Source organism: Paraglaciecola marina (assembly GCF_004360155.1).
GTDB lineage: Bacteria > Pseudomonadota > Gammaproteobacteria > Enterobacterales > Alteromonadaceae > Paraglaciecola > Paraglaciecola marina.
On the sequence record NZ_SAIS01000010.1, the window covers coordinates 66902 to 84765 of the forward strand.

General features: G+C 39.3%; 21 protein-coding genes. 9 read left to right on the forward strand and 12 right to left on the reverse strand.

What is annotated here, in order from left to right; all coding sequences use genetic code 11:
• Window positions 1-2 precede the first annotated feature (2 nt).
• The 8 genes from EOK74_RS14415 to EOK74_RS14450 are packed head-to-tail and all read left to right on the forward strand — an operon-like array spanning window position 3 to window position 7837.
• Window positions 3-995, forward strand: coding sequence for an LpxL/LpxP family acyltransferase (locus tag EOK74_RS14415; protein ID WP_133470727.1), 993 nt, complete (start codon window positions 3-5; stop codon window positions 993-995).
• Entirely contained in the window at window positions 996-2546 is a 1551-nt protein-coding gene (locus tag EOK74_RS14420) for an HAL/PAL/TAL family ammonia-lyase (protein ID WP_133470728.1), read from the forward strand.
• Window positions 2536-2967 (forward strand): acyl-CoA thioesterase, encoded by a 432-nt coding sequence (locus EOK74_RS14425; protein ID WP_133470729.1) that lies wholly within the window; start codon window positions 2536-2538, stop codon window positions 2965-2967. Before EOK74_RS14420 ends, EOK74_RS14425 begins: the two co-directional genes overlap by 11 nt.
• A 35-nt stretch (window positions 2968-3002) precedes the next feature.
• Window positions 3003-4247, forward strand: a complete 1245-nt coding sequence (locus EOK74_RS14430) for an NAD(P)/FAD-dependent oxidoreductase (RefSeq protein ID WP_133470730.1) — start codon at window positions 3003-3005, stop codon at window positions 4245-4247.
• On the forward strand, window positions 4248-5435 hold the full coding sequence (locus tag EOK74_RS14435; protein WP_133470731.1) for a beta-ketoacyl-[acyl-carrier-protein] synthase family protein: 1188 nt from the start codon (window positions 4248-4250) through the stop codon (window positions 5433-5435).
• The gene (locus EOK74_RS14440; RefSeq protein WP_133470732.1) at window positions 5428-5883 is read left to right on the forward strand and encodes a hotdog family protein; all 456 of its coding nucleotides are present in this window, start codon (window positions 5428-5430) and stop codon (window positions 5881-5883) included. Before EOK74_RS14435 ends, EOK74_RS14440 begins: the two co-directional genes overlap by 8 nt.
• A 2-nt stretch (window positions 5884-5885) precedes the next feature.
• On the forward strand, window positions 5886-6611 hold the full coding sequence (gene fabG, locus EOK74_RS14445; protein WP_133470733.1) for a 3-oxoacyl-ACP reductase FabG: 726 nt from the start codon (window positions 5886-5888) through the stop codon (window positions 6609-6611).
• Window positions 6611-7837: a beta-ketoacyl-ACP synthase gene (locus tag EOK74_RS14450; RefSeq protein WP_133470734.1), complete on the forward strand. Its 1227-nt coding sequence runs from the start codon at window positions 6611-6613 to the stop codon at window positions 7835-7837. Before fabG ends, EOK74_RS14450 begins: the two co-directional genes overlap by 1 nt.
• Before the next feature lie 78 nt (window positions 7838-7915).
• On the opposite strand, the gene bamE is transcribed toward EOK74_RS14450, so the two are convergent.
• From bamE to EOK74_RS14475, 5 genes are all read right to left on the reverse strand, one after another.
• Window positions 7916-8503 (reverse strand): outer membrane protein assembly factor BamE domain-containing protein, encoded by a 588-nt coding sequence (gene bamE, locus EOK74_RS14455; protein ID WP_133470735.1) that lies wholly within the window; start codon window positions 8501-8503, stop codon window positions 7916-7918.
• Window positions 8504-8574: 71 nt separating this feature from the next.
• Complete coding sequence (gene darH / locus EOK74_RS14460; RefSeq protein ID WP_239024126.1) at window positions 8575-9588, reverse strand: BtrH-related acyltransferase DarH; 1014 nt, start codon at window positions 9586-9588, stop codon at window positions 8575-8577.
• Between the two features lies 1 nt (window position 9589).
• Complete coding sequence (locus tag EOK74_RS14465; protein WP_133470737.1) at window positions 9590-9997, reverse strand: DarG family dialkylresorcinol biosynthesis protein; 408 nt, start codon at window positions 9995-9997, stop codon at window positions 9590-9592.
• A 2-nt stretch (window positions 9998-9999) separates the two neighbouring features.
• Complete coding sequence (locus tag EOK74_RS14470; protein WP_133470738.1) at window positions 10000-11145, reverse strand: beta-ketoacyl-ACP synthase III; 1146 nt, start codon at window positions 11143-11145, stop codon at window positions 10000-10002.
• Window positions 11146-11149: 4 nt separating this feature from the next.
• Window positions 11150-12064: a dialkylrecorsinol condensing enzyme gene (locus EOK74_RS14475; protein ID WP_133470739.1), complete on the reverse strand. Its 915-nt coding sequence runs from the start codon at window positions 12062-12064 to the stop codon at window positions 11150-11152.
• 127 nt (window positions 12065-12191) lie between these two features.
• On the opposite strand from EOK74_RS14475, the gene EOK74_RS14480 reads away from it, so the two are divergent.
• Window positions 12192-12620, forward strand: a complete 429-nt coding sequence (locus EOK74_RS14480) for a DUF2141 domain-containing protein (protein WP_166638779.1) — start codon at window positions 12192-12194, stop codon at window positions 12618-12620.
• Here the strand turns inward: EOK74_RS14480 and EOK74_RS14485 are convergent.
• The 7 genes from EOK74_RS14485 to EOK74_RS14515 all read right to left on the reverse strand — a co-directional run bounded on the left by EOK74_RS14485 (window position 12617) and on the right by EOK74_RS14515 (window position 17864).
• Window positions 12617-13225, reverse strand: a complete 609-nt coding sequence (locus EOK74_RS14485) for a hypothetical protein (RefSeq protein WP_133470741.1) — start codon at window positions 13223-13225, stop codon at window positions 12617-12619. The two genes, EOK74_RS14480 and EOK74_RS14485, sit on opposite strands and share 4 nt — an antisense overlap.
• Window positions 13222-14322, reverse strand: coding sequence for a beta-ketoacyl synthase N-terminal-like domain-containing protein (locus EOK74_RS14490; RefSeq protein ID WP_133470742.1), 1101 nt, complete (start codon window positions 14320-14322; stop codon window positions 13222-13224). Before EOK74_RS14490 ends, EOK74_RS14485 begins: the two co-directional genes overlap by 4 nt.
• Before the next feature lie 2 nt (window positions 14323-14324).
• Complete coding sequence (locus tag EOK74_RS14495) at window positions 14325-14597, reverse strand: phosphopantetheine-binding protein (RefSeq protein ID WP_133470743.1); 273 nt, start codon at window positions 14595-14597, stop codon at window positions 14325-14327.
• Window positions 14588-15706, reverse strand: coding sequence for an ABC transporter permease (locus tag EOK74_RS14500; RefSeq protein ID WP_166638780.1), 1119 nt, complete (start codon window positions 15704-15706; stop codon window positions 14588-14590). The genes EOK74_RS14495 and EOK74_RS14500 overlap by 10 nt, the downstream gene beginning before the upstream one ends.
• Window positions 15707-15719: 13 nt before the next feature.
• On the reverse strand, window positions 15720-16646 hold the full coding sequence (locus EOK74_RS14505; RefSeq protein WP_166638781.1) for an ABC transporter ATP-binding protein: 927 nt from the start codon (window positions 16644-16646) through the stop codon (window positions 15720-15722).
• A 152-nt stretch (window positions 16647-16798) separates the two neighbouring features.
• Window positions 16799-17230 carry an excinuclease ABC subunit A gene (locus tag EOK74_RS14510; RefSeq protein ID WP_133470746.1) on the reverse strand — a complete coding sequence of 144 codons (432 nt, stop codon included), beginning with the start codon at window positions 17228-17230 and terminating at the stop codon, window positions 16799-16801.
• A 73-nt stretch (window positions 17231-17303) separates the two neighbouring features.
• Entirely contained in the window at window positions 17304-17864 is a 561-nt protein-coding gene (locus EOK74_RS14515) for a DUF3261 domain-containing protein (RefSeq protein ID WP_133470747.1), read from the reverse strand.

Consider the following 17864-nt stretch of genomic DNA (forward strand, 5'->3'; position numbering starts at 1 on the left):
TCATGGAACAAAATCAACATTGGTCAACACTGAAAGAGCGTGGCAGCATGTTCGGTATTCAATGCCTAGTTTTTATCTACAAGGTCTTTGGCAAAGGGCTTTTTCAAGTATGTTTGTTTCCTGTGATGCTTTATTTTTATTTTACTGGGCGTATTGCAAGGCACGCCATTAAAGATTATTGGATACAATTAGAAACCACTCGTGGCGTCACACCATCTAAAGGTTATAGGTTACATCGCCATGCATTTAAGGTGTTTATTTCCTTCGGATTAGCGATTGTGGATAAGTTCGATGCCTGGTTAGGTAAAATTCATATTGAAGACATTGAAATCATGAATTCTGAGGTTTATAACAAATTAACCTCCAGCCAAGGGGCCGTAATCTTAAGTGCCCACTTAGGTAATATGGAAATATGTCGGGCTATTTTTAGCTCTGGTGAAAATAAGAAAAAACTCAACGTTATTACTTACAACGAGCATGCGCCCTCATTTAATAATTTTCTCAAAAAAATTAATCCAGATGCCGCAATAAATTTTATTCATGTGAATAACTTTGGGCCTGATGACACTATTATGTTGAAACAGAAAATAGATGATGGTGAAGCAGTGGTTATTTTTGCAGACCGTACTTCAGTGAATAACCCAAACAGTGTTAATTTTGCCCCTTTCTTGTCTAAACCTGCACCCATAGCTATTGGGCCCTTTGCCTTAGCTACAATTATGGAATGCCCCGTATTTTTTATGACATGTATAAAAAACTCAGAAAAGGGAAAGTATCAAACTTACATTGAAGAGTTTGCTGAGCCCACTAAAGTGAAGCGAAAAGAGCGTAAAGAGTATTTTCAAATGTTGATGGAAAAGTATACCGATAGATTAGGTTACTATTGTTTACAAGAACCTTATCAATGGAACAACTTTTTTGATTTCTGGCGTGCTAACGAAGCAGAAAACCCTAACCAACCAAAACAAAAAATAGATAAAGCGGGAGTAAGCTAAATGGAGTCAGGCTTGAATAAAGTGTGTTTGGGTTCAAATAAGATCTCTATTGAAGATGTCGTGAGAATTGCAAAGTCTGGTACACAAGTTGTGTTGTCTGAAGATGAGCTTTTTCGGAAAAGAATCGACCAAGGCGTAAAGTTTTTAGATAAATTGCTAGAAGAAGACGGACATATCTACGGGGTTACAACGGGATATGGTGACTCTTGTACCGTAGAAGTACCCTTGACACTGGTTGGTGAATTACCTATTCATTTAACACGGTTTCATGGTTGTGGATTAGGTGAATTTTTTAGTGTTGAAGAAGGCAGAGCAATATTAGCTGCTCGCTTGATATCCCTATCTCAAGGTTTTTCTGGAGTTAGTTGGGACTTACTAAACTTACTCGTGGCTATGTTAAATCAAAACATTATTCCGGTTATCCCTCAAGAGGGTTCTGTGGGGGCAAGTGGCGATCTTACACCTTTATCATATGTAGCGGGAGCCTTGATTGGTGAGCGAGATGTTTACTACCAAGATAAAATAATGCCAAGCTCCGAAGCCTTTAAATTAGCAGGGCTTGCGCCAATTACGCTGCGCCCTAAAGAAGGCTTGGCCATTATGAATGGCACAGCAGTAATGACTGCTTTAGCTTGTCTAGCCTATGACAGAGCCACTTATTTAGCGAAATTAATGGCAAGGATAACAGCCTTATCTAGTTTGGCATTGAAGGGTAATAGCAACCATTTTGACGATATCTTATTTAGTGTGAAGCCTCATCCTGGGCAAAATCAAATTGCTGCGTGGATTCAACAGGATCTCAATCATCACTCTCATCCACGTAATTCACAACGGCTACAAGATAGGTATTCTATTCGTTGCGCCCCCCATATTATTGGTGTGTTGCAGGATAGCCTGCCTTGGTTCCAAAGTATGATCACCAATGAGCTTAATAGCGCTAACGATAATCCCATCATAGATGGAATTGGTGAGCATGTTTTGCACGGTGGGCATTTTTATGGTGGCCATATTGCTATGGCGATGGACTCGCTAAAAAATTGTGTTGCTAACTTAGCTGATCTAGCTGATAGGCAAATTGCCACTATGGTTGATGTAAAAATGAATCATGGTTTGCCTTCTAACTTGTCTGGTGCTAAAGGCGAAAGAAAGTTTATCAATCATGGTTTTAAAGCAATACAGATTGGCTGTTCAGCTTGGACCGCTGAAGCATTAAAGTTAACTATGCCAGCTAGTGTGTTTTCCCGTTCAACCGAATGCCATAACCAAGACAAAGTAAGCATGGGAACCATAGCTGCTAGAGATTGTTTGCGGGTTTTACAATTAACTGAGCAGGTTATTGCAGCTACTTTACTGGCTTCAGTGCAGGGGGTGTGGTTGCGTATTCGAAGTGGAGAGCTTCAAAAGGCGTCATTAACCACAGAAATGACAAGCATGTTAGATGATATTAGTGAGTTCTTTGAGCTCATAGATGAAGACCGTCCTACTGATAAATTGCTACGTCAGACAGTTGAGTTTGTACAACAACAAAAATGGTCTTTATATGAAAGCTAAACCCATAGTTAGCGTTAGCACTGAAATGGAAGTTCAGTTCTATGATGTTGATTCTATGCGGGTGGTTTGGCATGGAAATTATGTTAAATATTTAGAAGCTGCGCGCTGTGAGTTATTAAAGGCTTTTGACTATAACTATCTTGAAATGGAAGCCACTGGCTATATTTGGCCGATTGTAGATATGCGTTTGAAATATGTCGCATCTGCCAAATTGAGTGACTTTATTATCGTAGAGGCTAACCTAGTAGAGTATCAAAGTAGGTTAAAAATAGAATACGTGATCAGAGATAAAGCCACTGACAAGGTATTAAATAAGGCCTATACCATTCAGGTTGCCGTAGATATTACAAATGGTGAGATGTTATTTGAAACGCCCCAATGTGTATTGGAAAAATTATCGCCATATATAAATGAATTATAAAAATAGCTTATGGTTTTAAAGACGGAGTAGGGAATATGAGTAATACAGAAGCCTGTGATGTAGTCATAATAGGAGCTGGTCCAGCTGGTGCTATTGCAGCCGCTATTTTAGCTAATAAAGGTTGGAATACCATAGTCGTAGAGCGTGAGGAGTTTCCTCGCTTTTCAATAGGTGAAAGCCTTTTGCCACATTGTATGGAATTTGTGGAGCAAGCGGGTTTGTTAGATGGGCTGCTTAAACATGCCTCTGAACTGCACTTTCAATATAAAAACGGTGCAGCTTTCTACCGTAAAGGTGAACGTTCAGATTTCAACTTTGAGCAAAAATTCTCTGAAGGGCCAGGTACTACTTTTCAAGTTAAACGAGCAGCATTCGACAAGTTATTAGCAGACGAAGCAGCTAAAACAGGTGCTGACTTTAGATACAAGCAAACTGTTCAATCAGTAACTAATGACGTCGAAGGTGCCTGCTTAGAAGTTAGCACCGAGCAAGGTAGCTACCAGTTAAACGCCAAGTTTATGTTGGATGCCAGCGGTTTTGGGCGGGTGTTACCTCGGATGTTGGACTTAGAGTTACCCAGTAACCTTAGCAACAGAAAAGCAGTATTTACTCACTTTAAAGATAATATCCCTAAGAACGCCAATTTCGACCGTGAAAAAATATTGATCACTGTACACCCTGAAATTGCTGATGTGTGGTATTGGTTAATTCCCTTTTCTGACGGTACCTCAAGTATTGGTGTGGTAGGACGCCCAGAGTGCTTCGACGAGTCTCAAAGTTGTGAGCAGCAGTTACTCAAGTTCATACATGACGACGACAATTTAGGTGAGCTATTAGCCACGGCAGAAGTGTTACAACCAGCCCGAGTGATTGGTGGTTACTCTGCTAGTGTTAAATCCTTGCATGGTCCTAGTTTTGCGTTACTTGGTAATGCTGGAGAATTCTTAGATCCGGTATTTTCATCTGGTGTGACTATAGCTATGCGCTCTGCAGCATCAGCTGCCACACTACTAGATCGTCAATTATCAGGGGAAACTATCGACTGGCAAACTGAGTATGAAGTCCCATTACGTAAGGGAATTGAAGTATTCAAAACCTTTGTTATGTCTTGGTATGACACTAGCTTTCAAAATGTAATTTTTTTCCAAGATGAAGAGTCAGAGGTTAAGCCTATGATCACTTCAATTTTGGCTGGGTACGCTTGGGATGAAACCAACCCTTTTGTGAAAAGCTCAACTCGAGGCATTCGTATGTTAACTAAACTATGTGAGGCAGATTAGTTGTATAACGCGACACCTTTATACATTAATGGTATTGGCTTATGTAATCCGTTAGGTGGCAATGCAGATGAAGTGGCGGCAAATTTATTTGCTGGAACTCAAAGTGGAATGCTATTACGTGAAGATTTACTGCACGAAGGTAAGGTATATGTTGGGCAAGTGACCATAGACTTACCTGAATTAAGCTCGTTTTCAAAACACTTTCAAAGTCGCAATAACCAATTGTTATTACAGGCCTATAAACAAATTGAGCCTCTAGTGAATGAGCTTAAACTACAATTTTCGAGTACTCGATTTGGCATTATATTGGGTACGAGCACTTCTGGCATTGCTCAAGGTGAAGAGGCAATGGGGTATAGACTTGACGCAGAGAGCTTTCCTGATAGCTATGACTATCGTATTCAAGAGTTATCAAACCCTGCTGAGTTTCTGAGTGAATATGCCGAGCTTGATGGATACGTTTCAGTAATTTCAACAGCTTGCTCATCTAGCGCTAAGTCATTTATAACAGCGGCAGAGATGATAAGTGCCGGGTTAATAGACGTCGCTATTGTCGGTGGAGTTGATTCATTATGTGGCATGACAGTAAATGGTTTTAGTGCTTTGGAATCGACATCGGACGGTATTTGTAATCCATCAAGCGTTAACCGTGATGGTATCAATATTGGCGAAGCGGCAGCCTTAGCGGTATTGAGTCGTAAAAAGTCAGCCATTAAGTTTTGCTCGGGTGGTGAATCTAGTGACGCTCATCATATGTCAGCCCCACACCCTGAAGGTGCTGGTGCCAAAGTAGCAATGCAACATGCATTAACTCAGGCGCAGCTTAATCCTGAAGATATTAGTTACATTAATCTACATGGCACAGCTACGCCAAAAAATGATGAGATGGAAGCCATAGCGGTAGCATCTGTTTTTCCCAATGACACTTATGTAAGCTCTACTAAGGGCTGTGTTGGCCATACTTTGGGAGCTGCTGGGGCAACAGAAATCGCCTTTTGTTATTTAGCGTTACAACATCAAAAAATGCCTCCCCATATTTGGGATGGTGAAAAAGACTCTGCTATGCCTGAATTAAATTGGGTCAAAGCAGAAAGCCAAATCGAAGGGGGTTTAAAATATTGTTTAAGTAACTCCTTTGCATTTGGCGGAAATAATGTGAGTTTAATTATAGGTTTAGAACATGAATAAATATGCCATAGAAGATGTGGTGCCACATGCTCACCCTATGATTTTGATTGAACAATTAAAAGAGTTCTGTGAAGACTCTGCTACTTGTTTATTAGAGATTAAAGAACTAAGTAACTTTTATAATCCACAAAAAAAATCGATACCATCTTATGTTGGCTTAGAATATTTAGCTCAAAGCATTGCAGCTTATGCGAATGCCAATAAGGTAGCTGAAGGTGGTGAAGTCGCTCTTGGGTTTTTAGTGAGCGCTCGTAGTTTTAAAGCTGCGGTAAGTGAGTTTAGATTAGGCATGCAGTTAGAAACTAGAGTTACCAAGCTATTTAAAGAAGAAAATGGTTTGAGTGTCTTTGATTGCTCAATAGTTTGCGGTGAAGACAAACTAGTTGAAGCTAAAATTAATGTATACGAACCAGAAAATCCTGATTTATATCTGAAGGAGAATACCTAAAAATGTCTAAAAGGGTAATTGTAACCGGCTCTAGTAAAGGGATTGGTAGGGCAACCGCATTGCGATTAGCAAAAGATGGCTTTGATGTAACCGTACATTGTAAAGGTGACGTTGAGGCTGCCAATAGTGTGGTAGATGAAATCAAAGTCATGGGGCAAGAAAGTTATTGTTTACAATTTGATGTTGCGAATCGTAGCCAAACTAAAGCTGTGTTAGAAAAAGATTTAGAAGATAACGGCGCTTATTACGGCGTGGTATGTAATGCGGGCATTACCCGTGACACTGCTTTTCCTGCTATGACAGAAGACGAGTGGGATGATGTGGTTCATACCAATCTAGATGCTATTTATAATGTTTTACATCCTTTGACTATGCCTATGGTGCGAACTCGAAAAGGAGGGCGCATAGTGACTATGGCTTCTGTTTCTGGAGTAATAGGAAACCGAGGGCAAGTTAATTATAGTGCTTCAAAAGCAGGAGTGATTGGAGCCACTAAAGCTTTAGCTTTAGAATTAGCTAAACGTAAAATAACAGTTAACTGTGTTGCACCTGGTTTAATTGATACAGGCATGACAGATGAGTTACCTATGGATGAAATTATGAAAATGATCCCTTTAAGAAGAGCAGGGCAAGCTGAAGAAGTCGCTGGAGCGGTATCGTTTTTGATGTCTGAAGATGCATCTTATATAAGTCGACAAGTATTGTCTGTAAATGGTGGAATGGCTTGATGAAAAGAGTTGTTGTAACCGGCATGTCATCTATTACTGCTTTAGGTGAAAACTGGGCAAGCTTCGAGTCGGCTCTTAAAAAGAAAAAAAATGCCGTTATTCGTATGCCTGAATGGCAAGACGTAAAAGGGCTGCATTCAGATTTAGCTGCTCCCATCTCTGATTTCTCTGTGCCTGAGCACTACACTCGTAAGAAAACACGCTCAATGGGGCGTCTATCATTAATGGCGACACGTAGCGCTGAGATTGCTCTTGAAGAGAGTCAGTTACTCGGTACTGACGTGTTAACTAATGGTGATACAGGTGTAGCCTATGGGTCATCCATAGGTTCAACTCCTCCCCTTATTGGATTTGGAGATTTGTTAAAGCACCATGACATGTCAGGAATGACTGCTACCAGTTATATCAAAATGATGAACCATACTTCTGCGGTAAATATTGGAGTATTCTTTGGTATAAAAGGCAGAATACATACCACTAGTTCGGCCTGTACTTCAGGCTCTCAAGGGATTGGTTATGCCTATGAAGCAATAAAGTTTGGTAAACAAAAAGTCATGGTTGCTGGTGGCGGTGATGAACTGTGTTTATCTGAAGTAGCAGTATTTGATACCTTGTTTGCCACTAGTACTAAATTAGAGCACCCAGAGTTAACCCCTAGACCATTTGATGTAGATAGAGACGGATTAGTCATTGGTGAAGGAGCGAGTACCCTTATCTTAGAAGAAATGGAACACGCTATCGCCCGTGGCGCGCCGATTTTAGCTGAGGTGGTTGGATTTGGTACTAACTCTGATGGCTTACATGTTACTCAGCCTAATAATGAGACCATGGCAGTATCTATGCGCCTAGCACTTCAAGATGCTGGGCTATCAGCTCAAGATATCGGATATGTCAGCGCTCATGGTACTGCCACAGGCAAAGGAGATATTGCAGAAACACGGGCCACTAGCAGTGTTATGGGAAGCAATATGCCAGTAAGCTCATTAAAAAGTTATTTAGGCCATACTTTAGGGGCATGCGGAGCAATAGAAGCTTGGGCGAGTATCCATATGATGAATAACAATTGGTTTGCACCCACAATTCAGCTAAAGAATGTAGACCCTTTATGCGGCGAGTTAGATTACATTGTTGGTGATGGAGCAGTGATAGAAACTGACTTTGTTATGTCTAATAACTTCGCTTTTGGTGGAATTAATACGTCATTAATTTTTAAACGCACGGTCTGATCACATCAGGTGCTTTAGATGATTTAAATAAAAACGGCCTCTAAAGGCCGTTTTTTTTATAGGTTTTAAAAAAGAGACTTAAAGTCTAACTTCGGTGACGACTCCGTTACCATCAAACTCAACTGCTTGTTTTTTAAATTTATTTAACCAATACATCCAAGTGTTACTTTCCGTTGAAGATGTAGCATGAATAGGTGGGCGTCCCATAGCGAATAAAATGCCTTCTTTGGTCATGCCCACACTAGGTTTACCTGATTTAATGCCTTTTTGATCAAGTGCACTCAAAGAATCAACTTTGCTTTTATCACAGGATGTGCCAATAAAGTTAGAGATGTTTTGTAGTAATGACTCACCCGCTTTTCTAGTGTGCTTGTCCCAAAGGTAAGTGTAAGTTGTGCCGTTATAAATAAACTCAATTTCTTTTTCGCCAATATCTTCAATTTCCACTTTTGAACACATAGGGATCATCATGCCATCTAGCTGATAATTAACCGCGTAAAGTATTTTTCGTTTGTTGTCAGGGTGCAAATTAACTAGAGTTACCAGCGTGGCACCTTCTTTTATTACACTGTTACTGGTATCAGCAGTTGAAGAACAACCTAGGGTGATTGAGCTAATTGCGATAGCTATGGCTAGTATAGATTTGGATTTGGTAAGTAACATCATTTTTAGTCCTTTTAAAGTTTAGTTAGCGTGCCTCTAATATTTCTATACAGAAAGTAACGGCTAGAGTGGCATTATTTAAGTACAGATAAAGATAATAATCTAGTCTGCAATTGTTTCTCCATTTTTGCACACTCTTGCAAAGTCTCAGCAATAGTGTGCAAAGATATGTCTTGGCGCTTTTTACAAAATAACACAGCTTGCATGGCGAACTCTCGCCATTTATCACCAATTTCTGTGGTTAATTTAGAGAGCTCATAAAGTCTCTCATCACCTGTTAATGCTGATGCTTCGTCTAAAAAACTGGCATACATAAACCTGAAACCCGCACCACCTGTGCCAATTTCTTCTTGCATCCGCACTATATTGCCTAAATATAAACGGGTGTACTTCATAGGTTTATGTTCTAGTTTTAGAATTTGTTTGGCAAGGTAATGTATACCTTTAATGCCGAAAAAAGATATGCCTGGAATAGGTAACCCGTACATCATTTTGGCTGTTTTTCTAATGCTTTTATAAATAAGTTCGTTGAAATCAACCTGTTCTTGGTTATCTTCTAAAACATACATTAGCCCTTTTGGTGCTAGGGCACCTTTAGCAAACCTTGCTCGTTTGAGATCGTCTGCTGGACATGTGACAACGTCTTCGAACACAGGATCGCTGATCAAGTAGTCACCCTGGCTGTTTTTCCCATAAACCACTAAGTTATGAGCGTTAAAATGAAAACGCATATCTTCAGGAAAATAAGGTAACCAATATACAGAGGTTTGCAGCCCTACGCAGCGGCCAAGCTTAAGCTCGCTATCTAACGCCTCCATGCCCTTTTCTTGATTTGAAAACTTTTGACTATGAACTGTCATTTTCAATTTTTTAGCGACACCTTTGATAATACTTTTAGGCGGCATGCGATAAGCAATTAATGGCAGCCCATTAATTTTGATAAAGGGTAAATAGGCAAAGGTAAGTGCCGATGCTAGCCCAAAAGCCATGGGTTCACTCATGGAAATGCGCCCTTGATTGCTCAACATATTGGCCACAACACCTGTTTCACAGTGTGATGACTGGCGATGTACGAAGGTGTTTTCCATATTACTCATTATTGTCTTCAATATTGATAAGTTGTCGCATTGATAAAGCAAAAACATCGCAATAAATTTCGAGTTTACGTTGGCTTAATCGATTAAATACTTTTGGTGTTAAATGGCGCTTCACTTGCCATTGAAAAAAACCACTGACTTGGGAAAGGTTTGGAATATCAAAGCGGTGTTTGTGCATGTGATAAGCTAAAGGAGAAAGCTCTCCGGTTTTTACTGCCGCTTTTGCCTCTAATGTCAATTGCTGTAAATCTTCAACAGCCATAGACGTAGCAAAACTCTCTACCTCCCAGCCACTCGATTGAACACCTGTATAGTGGCCTTCTTTATCTGTGGCATACATTAGCTTTTTATGGCCGTCGTAGGTGGGGCTATTGTCTTGGGGCACCTTATCTTCGCGCATGATTACACAACAGTTAATTGAATGAATGCACTGGAAAAACGACCACTTTCAGGAACGTAACAGAGTATCTTTTGGCCGGCTTTTAACTGAGATGAATTAAACAGTTCTTCAAGCATGATAAAAATTGATGCTGAGCCAGTATTCCCTTTTTGAGGTAGGTTGGTAAACCATTTCTCAAAGGGCAATTCGAAGTCAATATTGACCAAGCTTTGATACACTTTGTCTCTGAAATAGTTAGAAGAGTAGTGGGGTACAAAATAATCGTAGTCACTGGTTTTAAGGTCTCGCTTAGCGATAATCTTTTTGAGTGTTTCTTCTACGGTGAACTTAACTATGTTTTCGTTTAACAAGCGTACATCTTGTTTCACCGACATAATTGACTCTTGCTCTCTTTGGGCTCCACTGTAGGTATTCCAACCTTTAAGTTTGCCATCAATTTTTTCAGCACCCGCATACATACAGGCTTCAAGTTGGTTGGCAAAAGAGTAACTGTCTATCCAGTCGATACGTAGAGATAAGCCATCGGTATTAGCTTTATCACTCAGTAATGCGGCACCCGCGCCATCAGATAACATCCAGCGTAAAAAGTCTTTTTCAAAGGCCATTTCAGGGTGGTCGGCTAAGGTATCGATTTTATGTTGATGTTCAGAGTCAAAATTACGAGCATGCATAATGGAAGATGCCACTTCACTGGCCACCACTACACTTTGCTTACTTTCACCTGCTTTTATATTCAAATAGGCATATTTAAGTGCGGTGATGCCACATAGACACACCCCTGAAGTTGAAACGATTTCGCAGGGTGGATTTTTTAACTCACCATGAACCATAGCTGCGTGATTGGGCATTACTTGGTCAGGCATAGATGAAGATGCCACTAGGCTGTCAAATGAGCTTAAATCAGCGTCATCAGCAAACAAACCTCGAACCGCTTCAGCTGCTAATTCTGCGTTGGTGTAATTTTGCTCGCCAGTTTCTGGATCTATGGCGTAATAACGTTGTTTAATGCCGTTACTTCTGAGTATCACAGCGCGGGCACGAGATTTTTTATCTCCGATTAGACCTAGGCGTGTTTCCATCTCATTGTTACTAACAGCTTCGTTCGGAAGGGCTGCAGATAACTTATTAATATAGATGCTGTTTTCCAAATTTTTACTCTCCTGATGGTTCCGCATAGTATTTCTTTTGTGCAACAATTTTTTTTCTAGTCAGGGGTGAAATTAGCTTTTTAAGTAACGCGCTAATAGGTACCACAGTGAGAATCAATAATATTAAAAAGGTTACGTATACCGAAAGCCCAATGGCTCTGCGTTTACTGTCTTGTGGGCCAAGCTTACGTAATATTTTTGACCAAATATTAAAGCTATGGCTGGCGACTCTTTCACTGGCAATCAATTTCTCGTTTATTTTGACGGCACCTAAACCTGCTAACATGCTTTCTTGCACAGGCTCTGGGTTGAACTCTAAGCGTTGCCTTATGGCTTCGCCAAAACGTTTCGCATCAATAATATCTTGCTCGCCCACACCAGCTGGTGGCACCCATGATAAAGGTTTTTTGTTGCCCGTAAGCATCCATAATGGCGTGGCTAAAAAGCTAAAAAATGCACCACAATCATCACTTAACACTACGTTATCTACTAATTTAGCGTTCAGACTTCCAAGTAGGCTTTTTACTTTTTCTTGGGCCATTAACCACATTCCTCGACAACCAATTACGGTCACCACGGGTGTATTGTTAAACAATGCTTTGGCTTGTGCTGATTGTAAAAAAGAAGCAATTGGGATAGATGGCGATAAGAACCAAACTTGATAGGTCAGGATAATTAAATCATATTCATCATATTGTGGTGTGATGGGGGTTAGTTCTACTGGCTCCATCACAACCGTTTCTGGAAAAATACGAAAAAACTTTAAAAAGGGCCACGGAAAAGGAAAGGCTACCTTAGGTTTGATTACGATTGTTTCCATCGAGATTTGTTTAGAATCTTCAAGTGGCTGGCAGATAGAGTCTTTAATTTTAGACAATTGCCCTGTTTGGGTATAACAAATAGTCAGTATTTTACGCATGGATTAGCTGATTGTTCCTTCCTCAGTAAACCAGTATTATACTGAACCATACCTCAATGTGAACTCTTAGTTAATGATGAAAATATCAATTCTTGTAACCAAAATATTCTTATTATGTTTGTTGTTCATGTTAACTCTCTCTACTGCTTTTGCTGTTGATATAAAGGTGCAGGTCACTAGTGAAAAACCTAAACAAGCTCAGTTACATATTGAGCTATATAAGCTTGCTAGCGACTTAGACTTTAAAGAAAGTTGGCAGCATACAGTTGCTATTGCTAACCATGAATTTGAGATGAATGGGAATCAGAATACACAGTTTTTTATATTGAAAAATGTTGAGCTAGGTGAAATGTGCGCCCGTAGTTTTGTGGATGTAAATGGTAATAATAAATTAGATAAAAGCCCTACGGGATTGCCTAAAGAACCCGTTGGTTTTGCTAACAACCCTATTTTAATTTTTGGTGAGCCTTTACCATCTGGGGCTTGTTTTGAGGTTACCCCTATCACAACAGAAATACATATAAAGTTGCAACAGAAAAAGCGCAATAAATCTTAAAACAGAGAGTTAGGCTCCCCAATATCGATAACAAAAGGCGTTGCATTACTAGCATTTCGTATGGCGTCGAAACTAAAATTTTCTATATCAGCGATAGCTGTACTCTCAGCATTTTTCGCTAACAGGGCATAACAATTTCTTTCACTTTGAGTTTCTTGCCACAATAAAATAATGACTCGTTGTGAGGGTTTAGATATTACTTCTATAGAACTGATCAATAAGGCCTTTTCTAGAGCTTGTTTGTCTGCTCCTAAAAATAAATTGCTACCGTGAATATTAAACTCTTTGGCAATGTAAAAATTAGCGGCATTACCAACAGTAGAAACAAAGTCTAAGGGGCGAATAGATTTTCCTGAATGCCCATCAATAATTAATTTTTGAACTAACTCAACTGAAAAGTATGGGGCGCAACTTACAAGTGATGAAGTATCTGGGTTGCTAACCTCTAGCTTTAACTTGGCTACCGCAGCTAGTCCTGCAAGGGTAAAATTATCCATTCTACGCACTGCTACATCAAAATTGGATTTTACTAGTTGCCGTAATTCTTTGTTGTCCATAGAGCGGGGGTGGGTAAAGTGAGCTTGACGAATAATAGTCAACTTCATGCTTGTTCTGCCTTTAAAACGAGGGCTGCATTATTCCCACCGAAGCCACAATGATTGATTAGAATATGTTTGTAAGTATTAAGCTGCCCAGAAACAGGGGCAAAAGGGAGCATAAGATTTTCATCTTGAGTGTCTGGTACAGGTAAATAATGTGTATTTAATAATTCATCCATAAGGGCAATTTCAAGTGCGCCGCATGCTCCAAGTGTATGTCCAATATAGGGTTTGAGCGCAATGATGGGAGGGGGGGGGTCAAAAAATTGTTTCAGGCCATGGTATTCAGAAACATCATTATTGTAAGTTGCCGTGCCGTGTACTTTAACGAGATCGATATCAGTTAGATGCAAGCCTGAGTTTTCCACCGTGTGTTCTAACACGGAATTAATATGACTACCGTCTTCTGCCGTCATAGTTAAACTAGATGTATCACAGGCTGAATATCCACCTAAAACACTAAAGTAGTGTTGGCGCTTAGGTGGCGTCTTACTTAATAGCAGCGCGCCTATTCCTTCTCCTAACATTAAGCCATCTCTTTGGTATTCGAATGGGCTTATTTTGTTCTCTGATATTAAGTCTAAAGAGTGAAAGCCATCGAGGGTGAGGTGATTGTAAAACTCACAACCAATAATAATAACCTGCTTTATATTAGTGTTTTCAAGTAAACCTTTACCATAAAGTAGTGCGTTTATACTTGCCGTACACGCTGTATTAAATACCATATGGCAATGGCTTAACCCAAGTTTACGTTGCAGATGCTCGCTGAGACGATCTATCTTAGGTACCCAAATATCTGGGTCTGGGCTAGGTTTTATTGTACCAATATCTAACGAAGTTGAACCCAACATTAAAGCTGTGTGTTTAAGGTCTTCTTGACTTAAGCCACTTTTATCAATTAATTGACGAGTAACCTTCGTCAGAGTAGTAAACACTCTTGCTTCAGATGAATCGATACTTAAGCTGTGCATACCATAAAAAGGAACATTTTCTTGGTTAGGCATAGCAACTGAAATATTGGGGCGATCATTAAAAGTTAATGAGTCAGTTGCACTATTGCCGCAAGCTGAGTGAGAAACACTAGAGTGAATATAAATTGCCATCTTTATGATTGTTTTACGCTTTGGATGTAATCAACAATACTGGATATTGAATGTAGGTGCTTACGTGATTCTTTTGAGCCCTCTACTTTTATACCAAAATGTTCTTTTAGTACTAACGCTAACTGTAATGCGTCTAATGAATCTAAGCCAACGTTTGACTTTTTTCCAAAGAGTGGCTCATCATCTTCTATATCTTCCCATGACAAATCATCTTCTTTGTCACACTCAACTATTATTAGCTGTTTTAATTGTTTCTTTATCGCATCTAATTCCATAATAAATCCCTAACTTTACGATTAAATAAAAATGACGCCACACCTAAAGATGCCAAGCTGAAAAGGCAAAGTAGCATAATTTGTTGTACTGAATTATTTGCTGTGGTGTAAAACATATTCTGTTTGATTAGTTCGGCGGCCCAATACATAGGAGAAAATTGAGCGACTTCACGCAAGCTTGGTGGCATCACATCCAAGGGCACCATAAAACCACTTAAAGCAGCTAAGATGATGTTTATACCACCGCCGAGTACGATAGCTTGTTCAAAACTTTTCACTAAAGCTGAAAAAATAGCTGCAAAACATACGGCACTAAAACAAATAAATAAGCCCATAGGAATAATATGTAATATTTGGCTGTAGGTTATGGGAGCCGAATCGACCACTAACGGTACTAACCGTAATCCAATGAAAACTAATACTAAGAACTGAGCCAAGCTAATACAGTAAAATGCAGTTAGCTTTGTAAAAAAGTAAGTGTACATGTTGATTGGGAATGTTTTTAGGCGTATTAGTGTGCCGCTTTGTTTTTCATTTACCAAAGTGATGGAAATTGGTAATACGATAAAGAATATTCCAAACACTAACCAAGAGGGAATACTGTAGCTAATAACGGGTAATAAAGATCCTGTTTCAGTTGTTATTAATTCTGATGTATCTGATTGTTTAACAATCTGCTGCATTTGTTGTTCTAAAGGTAAATCAGCATCTAATTCTTCGGTTTCCAGCATGTATAAGTGTAACTTTACTCTAGCAAATGATAATTCTAAGTGTTGCTGAATAATAGTTTGCACAGGGATTGAAGCGTTGGCGCTAAATGTAACAACAAGCAAATTTTTTGCGCGGCTAGTGAATACATTGTCGTTGAAGGTGTGACTGAAGGATAATGTGGCAGTTGCAGAATCTGAAGAGTCAGCGAAGTGATACCCTAACTTAGTCAAATATTGGACGTAGAGCTTTTCATGTTGTTGGGGTTGTTGTTCTACATAAATACTAACTGAGTCAAGCATATCTGACTGACGGCCACTCATGGCAAATGTCATCAGTAACATAAAAGTGACAGGCATGATAAATAACACCGCAATACTGTGCAGGTCACTAAATACCACGCGCAATTCCTTTTTAATGCTCTGCAGTATCATGGGAGCCCATTAACGTAAGATAGTGATCGGTTAGGGAGTTTTGCCCTAACTGCATGCTGTGAATACCGACTTCACTTTGTTGTAGCAATTGCATTATTTGCCAAAGGGTTTCATCTTTTTGTACTTGGCATTCTAAGGTGTTTCTCTGACTAATTTGGCACCCTGTTAGACGTTCGACTTTTCGTTCAATCGCCTTGGTTAAGGTATGTGTAAATGTGACTTTGAGTAATCTGTTACTCTGTATTTTGTCAAATTGAAATGCTTGGCCACCTTTAAGCATATAAATATCATCACAATGTGCTTCAATTTCACTCAGCATATGAGAGGTAAATATGATGGTTTTATGTTGCTTTTTGAGAGACTCGATTAGGGCTAGAATAGCTTTTCTGGATACAGGATCTACCCCTACAGTAGGCTCATCTAAATATAAAACTTGTGGGTCTTTGAGTAATGCAATTGCTAAATTTAAGCGCCTCTTGTAGCCCCCTGATATAGATTTAGACTTTTGTGTGAGTACGTTCTCTAATTGACATTCTTGTATCACTCTTTGGATTGCACTTTGTTGTTGAGCTGAAATGTAACCGCATAGGCTGGCAAAGTATTCAAGATTTTGCATCACGGTAAGTGGAAAATAGAATGCATATTCCTGAGGAACTAAGGCTACGTTTTCTTGAATAAAATGCCTTTGATTTACAATATCTTGTTTATCTTTTGTAAAGGTTATAGCACCAGACGAAGGTTGCAGTAATCCAGAAAGAATTGATAATAGTGTGGATTTCCCGGCACCATTGGGGCCTATGAGTCCCAAACAGATACCTGAAGGTATAATCAATGAAATGCTTTCTAAAGAGAGCCTTTCTGCTTCTTTATATTGATAACTAACATTTTTAACTTCTATATCAATCATATTTTCTTGCATCTATCGCAACGATTTCGTTTTAACAACTAGAATAGAGAAAATCATAGAATGGTCATCGTTATATAGTGGTACTTTGAATATTACTCAGTAATGAGCACTCGTATTCCATTACTTGCATGCCAGAATACGAGGAATATTGTTTAAGGCAGAGTAACTAAAGTCGCTTTTAATGCGACTCCGGCGAGGAACTTTCCGGCGCCACACTCAAACTCTGAACTACTTGAAAACTCCTGGTGCTTATAGTTCGACTTTATATCGATAACGGCATTCATGCCTTTTTTTAAAGCGCTTTCTTGCAGAGCTTTGATTGCAGAAAGTAAAACCCATTCACAGGCTTCTTGGTCTGATTTATTAAACGCATTGGTTTTTTTGCTGGTTGTAACTTCACCCCAAGTATTACTTGGTGTTGCATGGGCTTGACCAGCAAAATATACTGGAACACTCAATAATGCTTGTTTGGCTTTGGTAGAGCTAAGTAGCGGTTCGATTGGAAATTTTACTCTGTCGTCTCTGGCAAATGCGCTTGATGATATTAATAGGCAAGATACCAAGCCAGCTAATAATACTTTCATTGTTAGTCCTTAATAATAAAAATTTAATACTGAGAAACATGATCACAACATTAAATGCCTTGCTATTCAATCATTAATCTAAGGTTTCAATTGTTATTTGGTAATTGTCTAAATGATGAATTAGCTGAGTTATGTGCTTATTTTGTGTAACCGAAAAACTAAGACTCCCGCTTTCGAAAAATTCGCGTTTAGCGCTGTGACCGTTACTTAACAGAACATCAATGCCTATTAGTCCATTTTTTATATCAACTAGGGGCCAATTACAAAGTTGATAGTAGGCGAGTAATTGTTGTGCGGGAATATCTGACATTGCTATGCTTTTGCTAACCACCACTTCATCATTTTGTCGCCAAGTAAGTTGAAATAGTTCAATACCAGATAAGCTAAAACCTACCATTTGAATACTATCTTCAGCTAGTTCGGTTTGTAGCAAAAATTCATGTTGGTTATCTTGCTCTGCCACCTGAAGTTTTTGTAAAGAAGTGTGGCCCACTAGCTCATCTGGCACGGCTTGAATAAAATAGCTGGCCTGTTCGCTGAGTTTTACTTGGTTAGATTGCAGTTTTAATGTATTGCAAGACAATAAACACAGGGTAATAACGAGTAACCCGAAATTAAAAGAATTTGGGCTCAT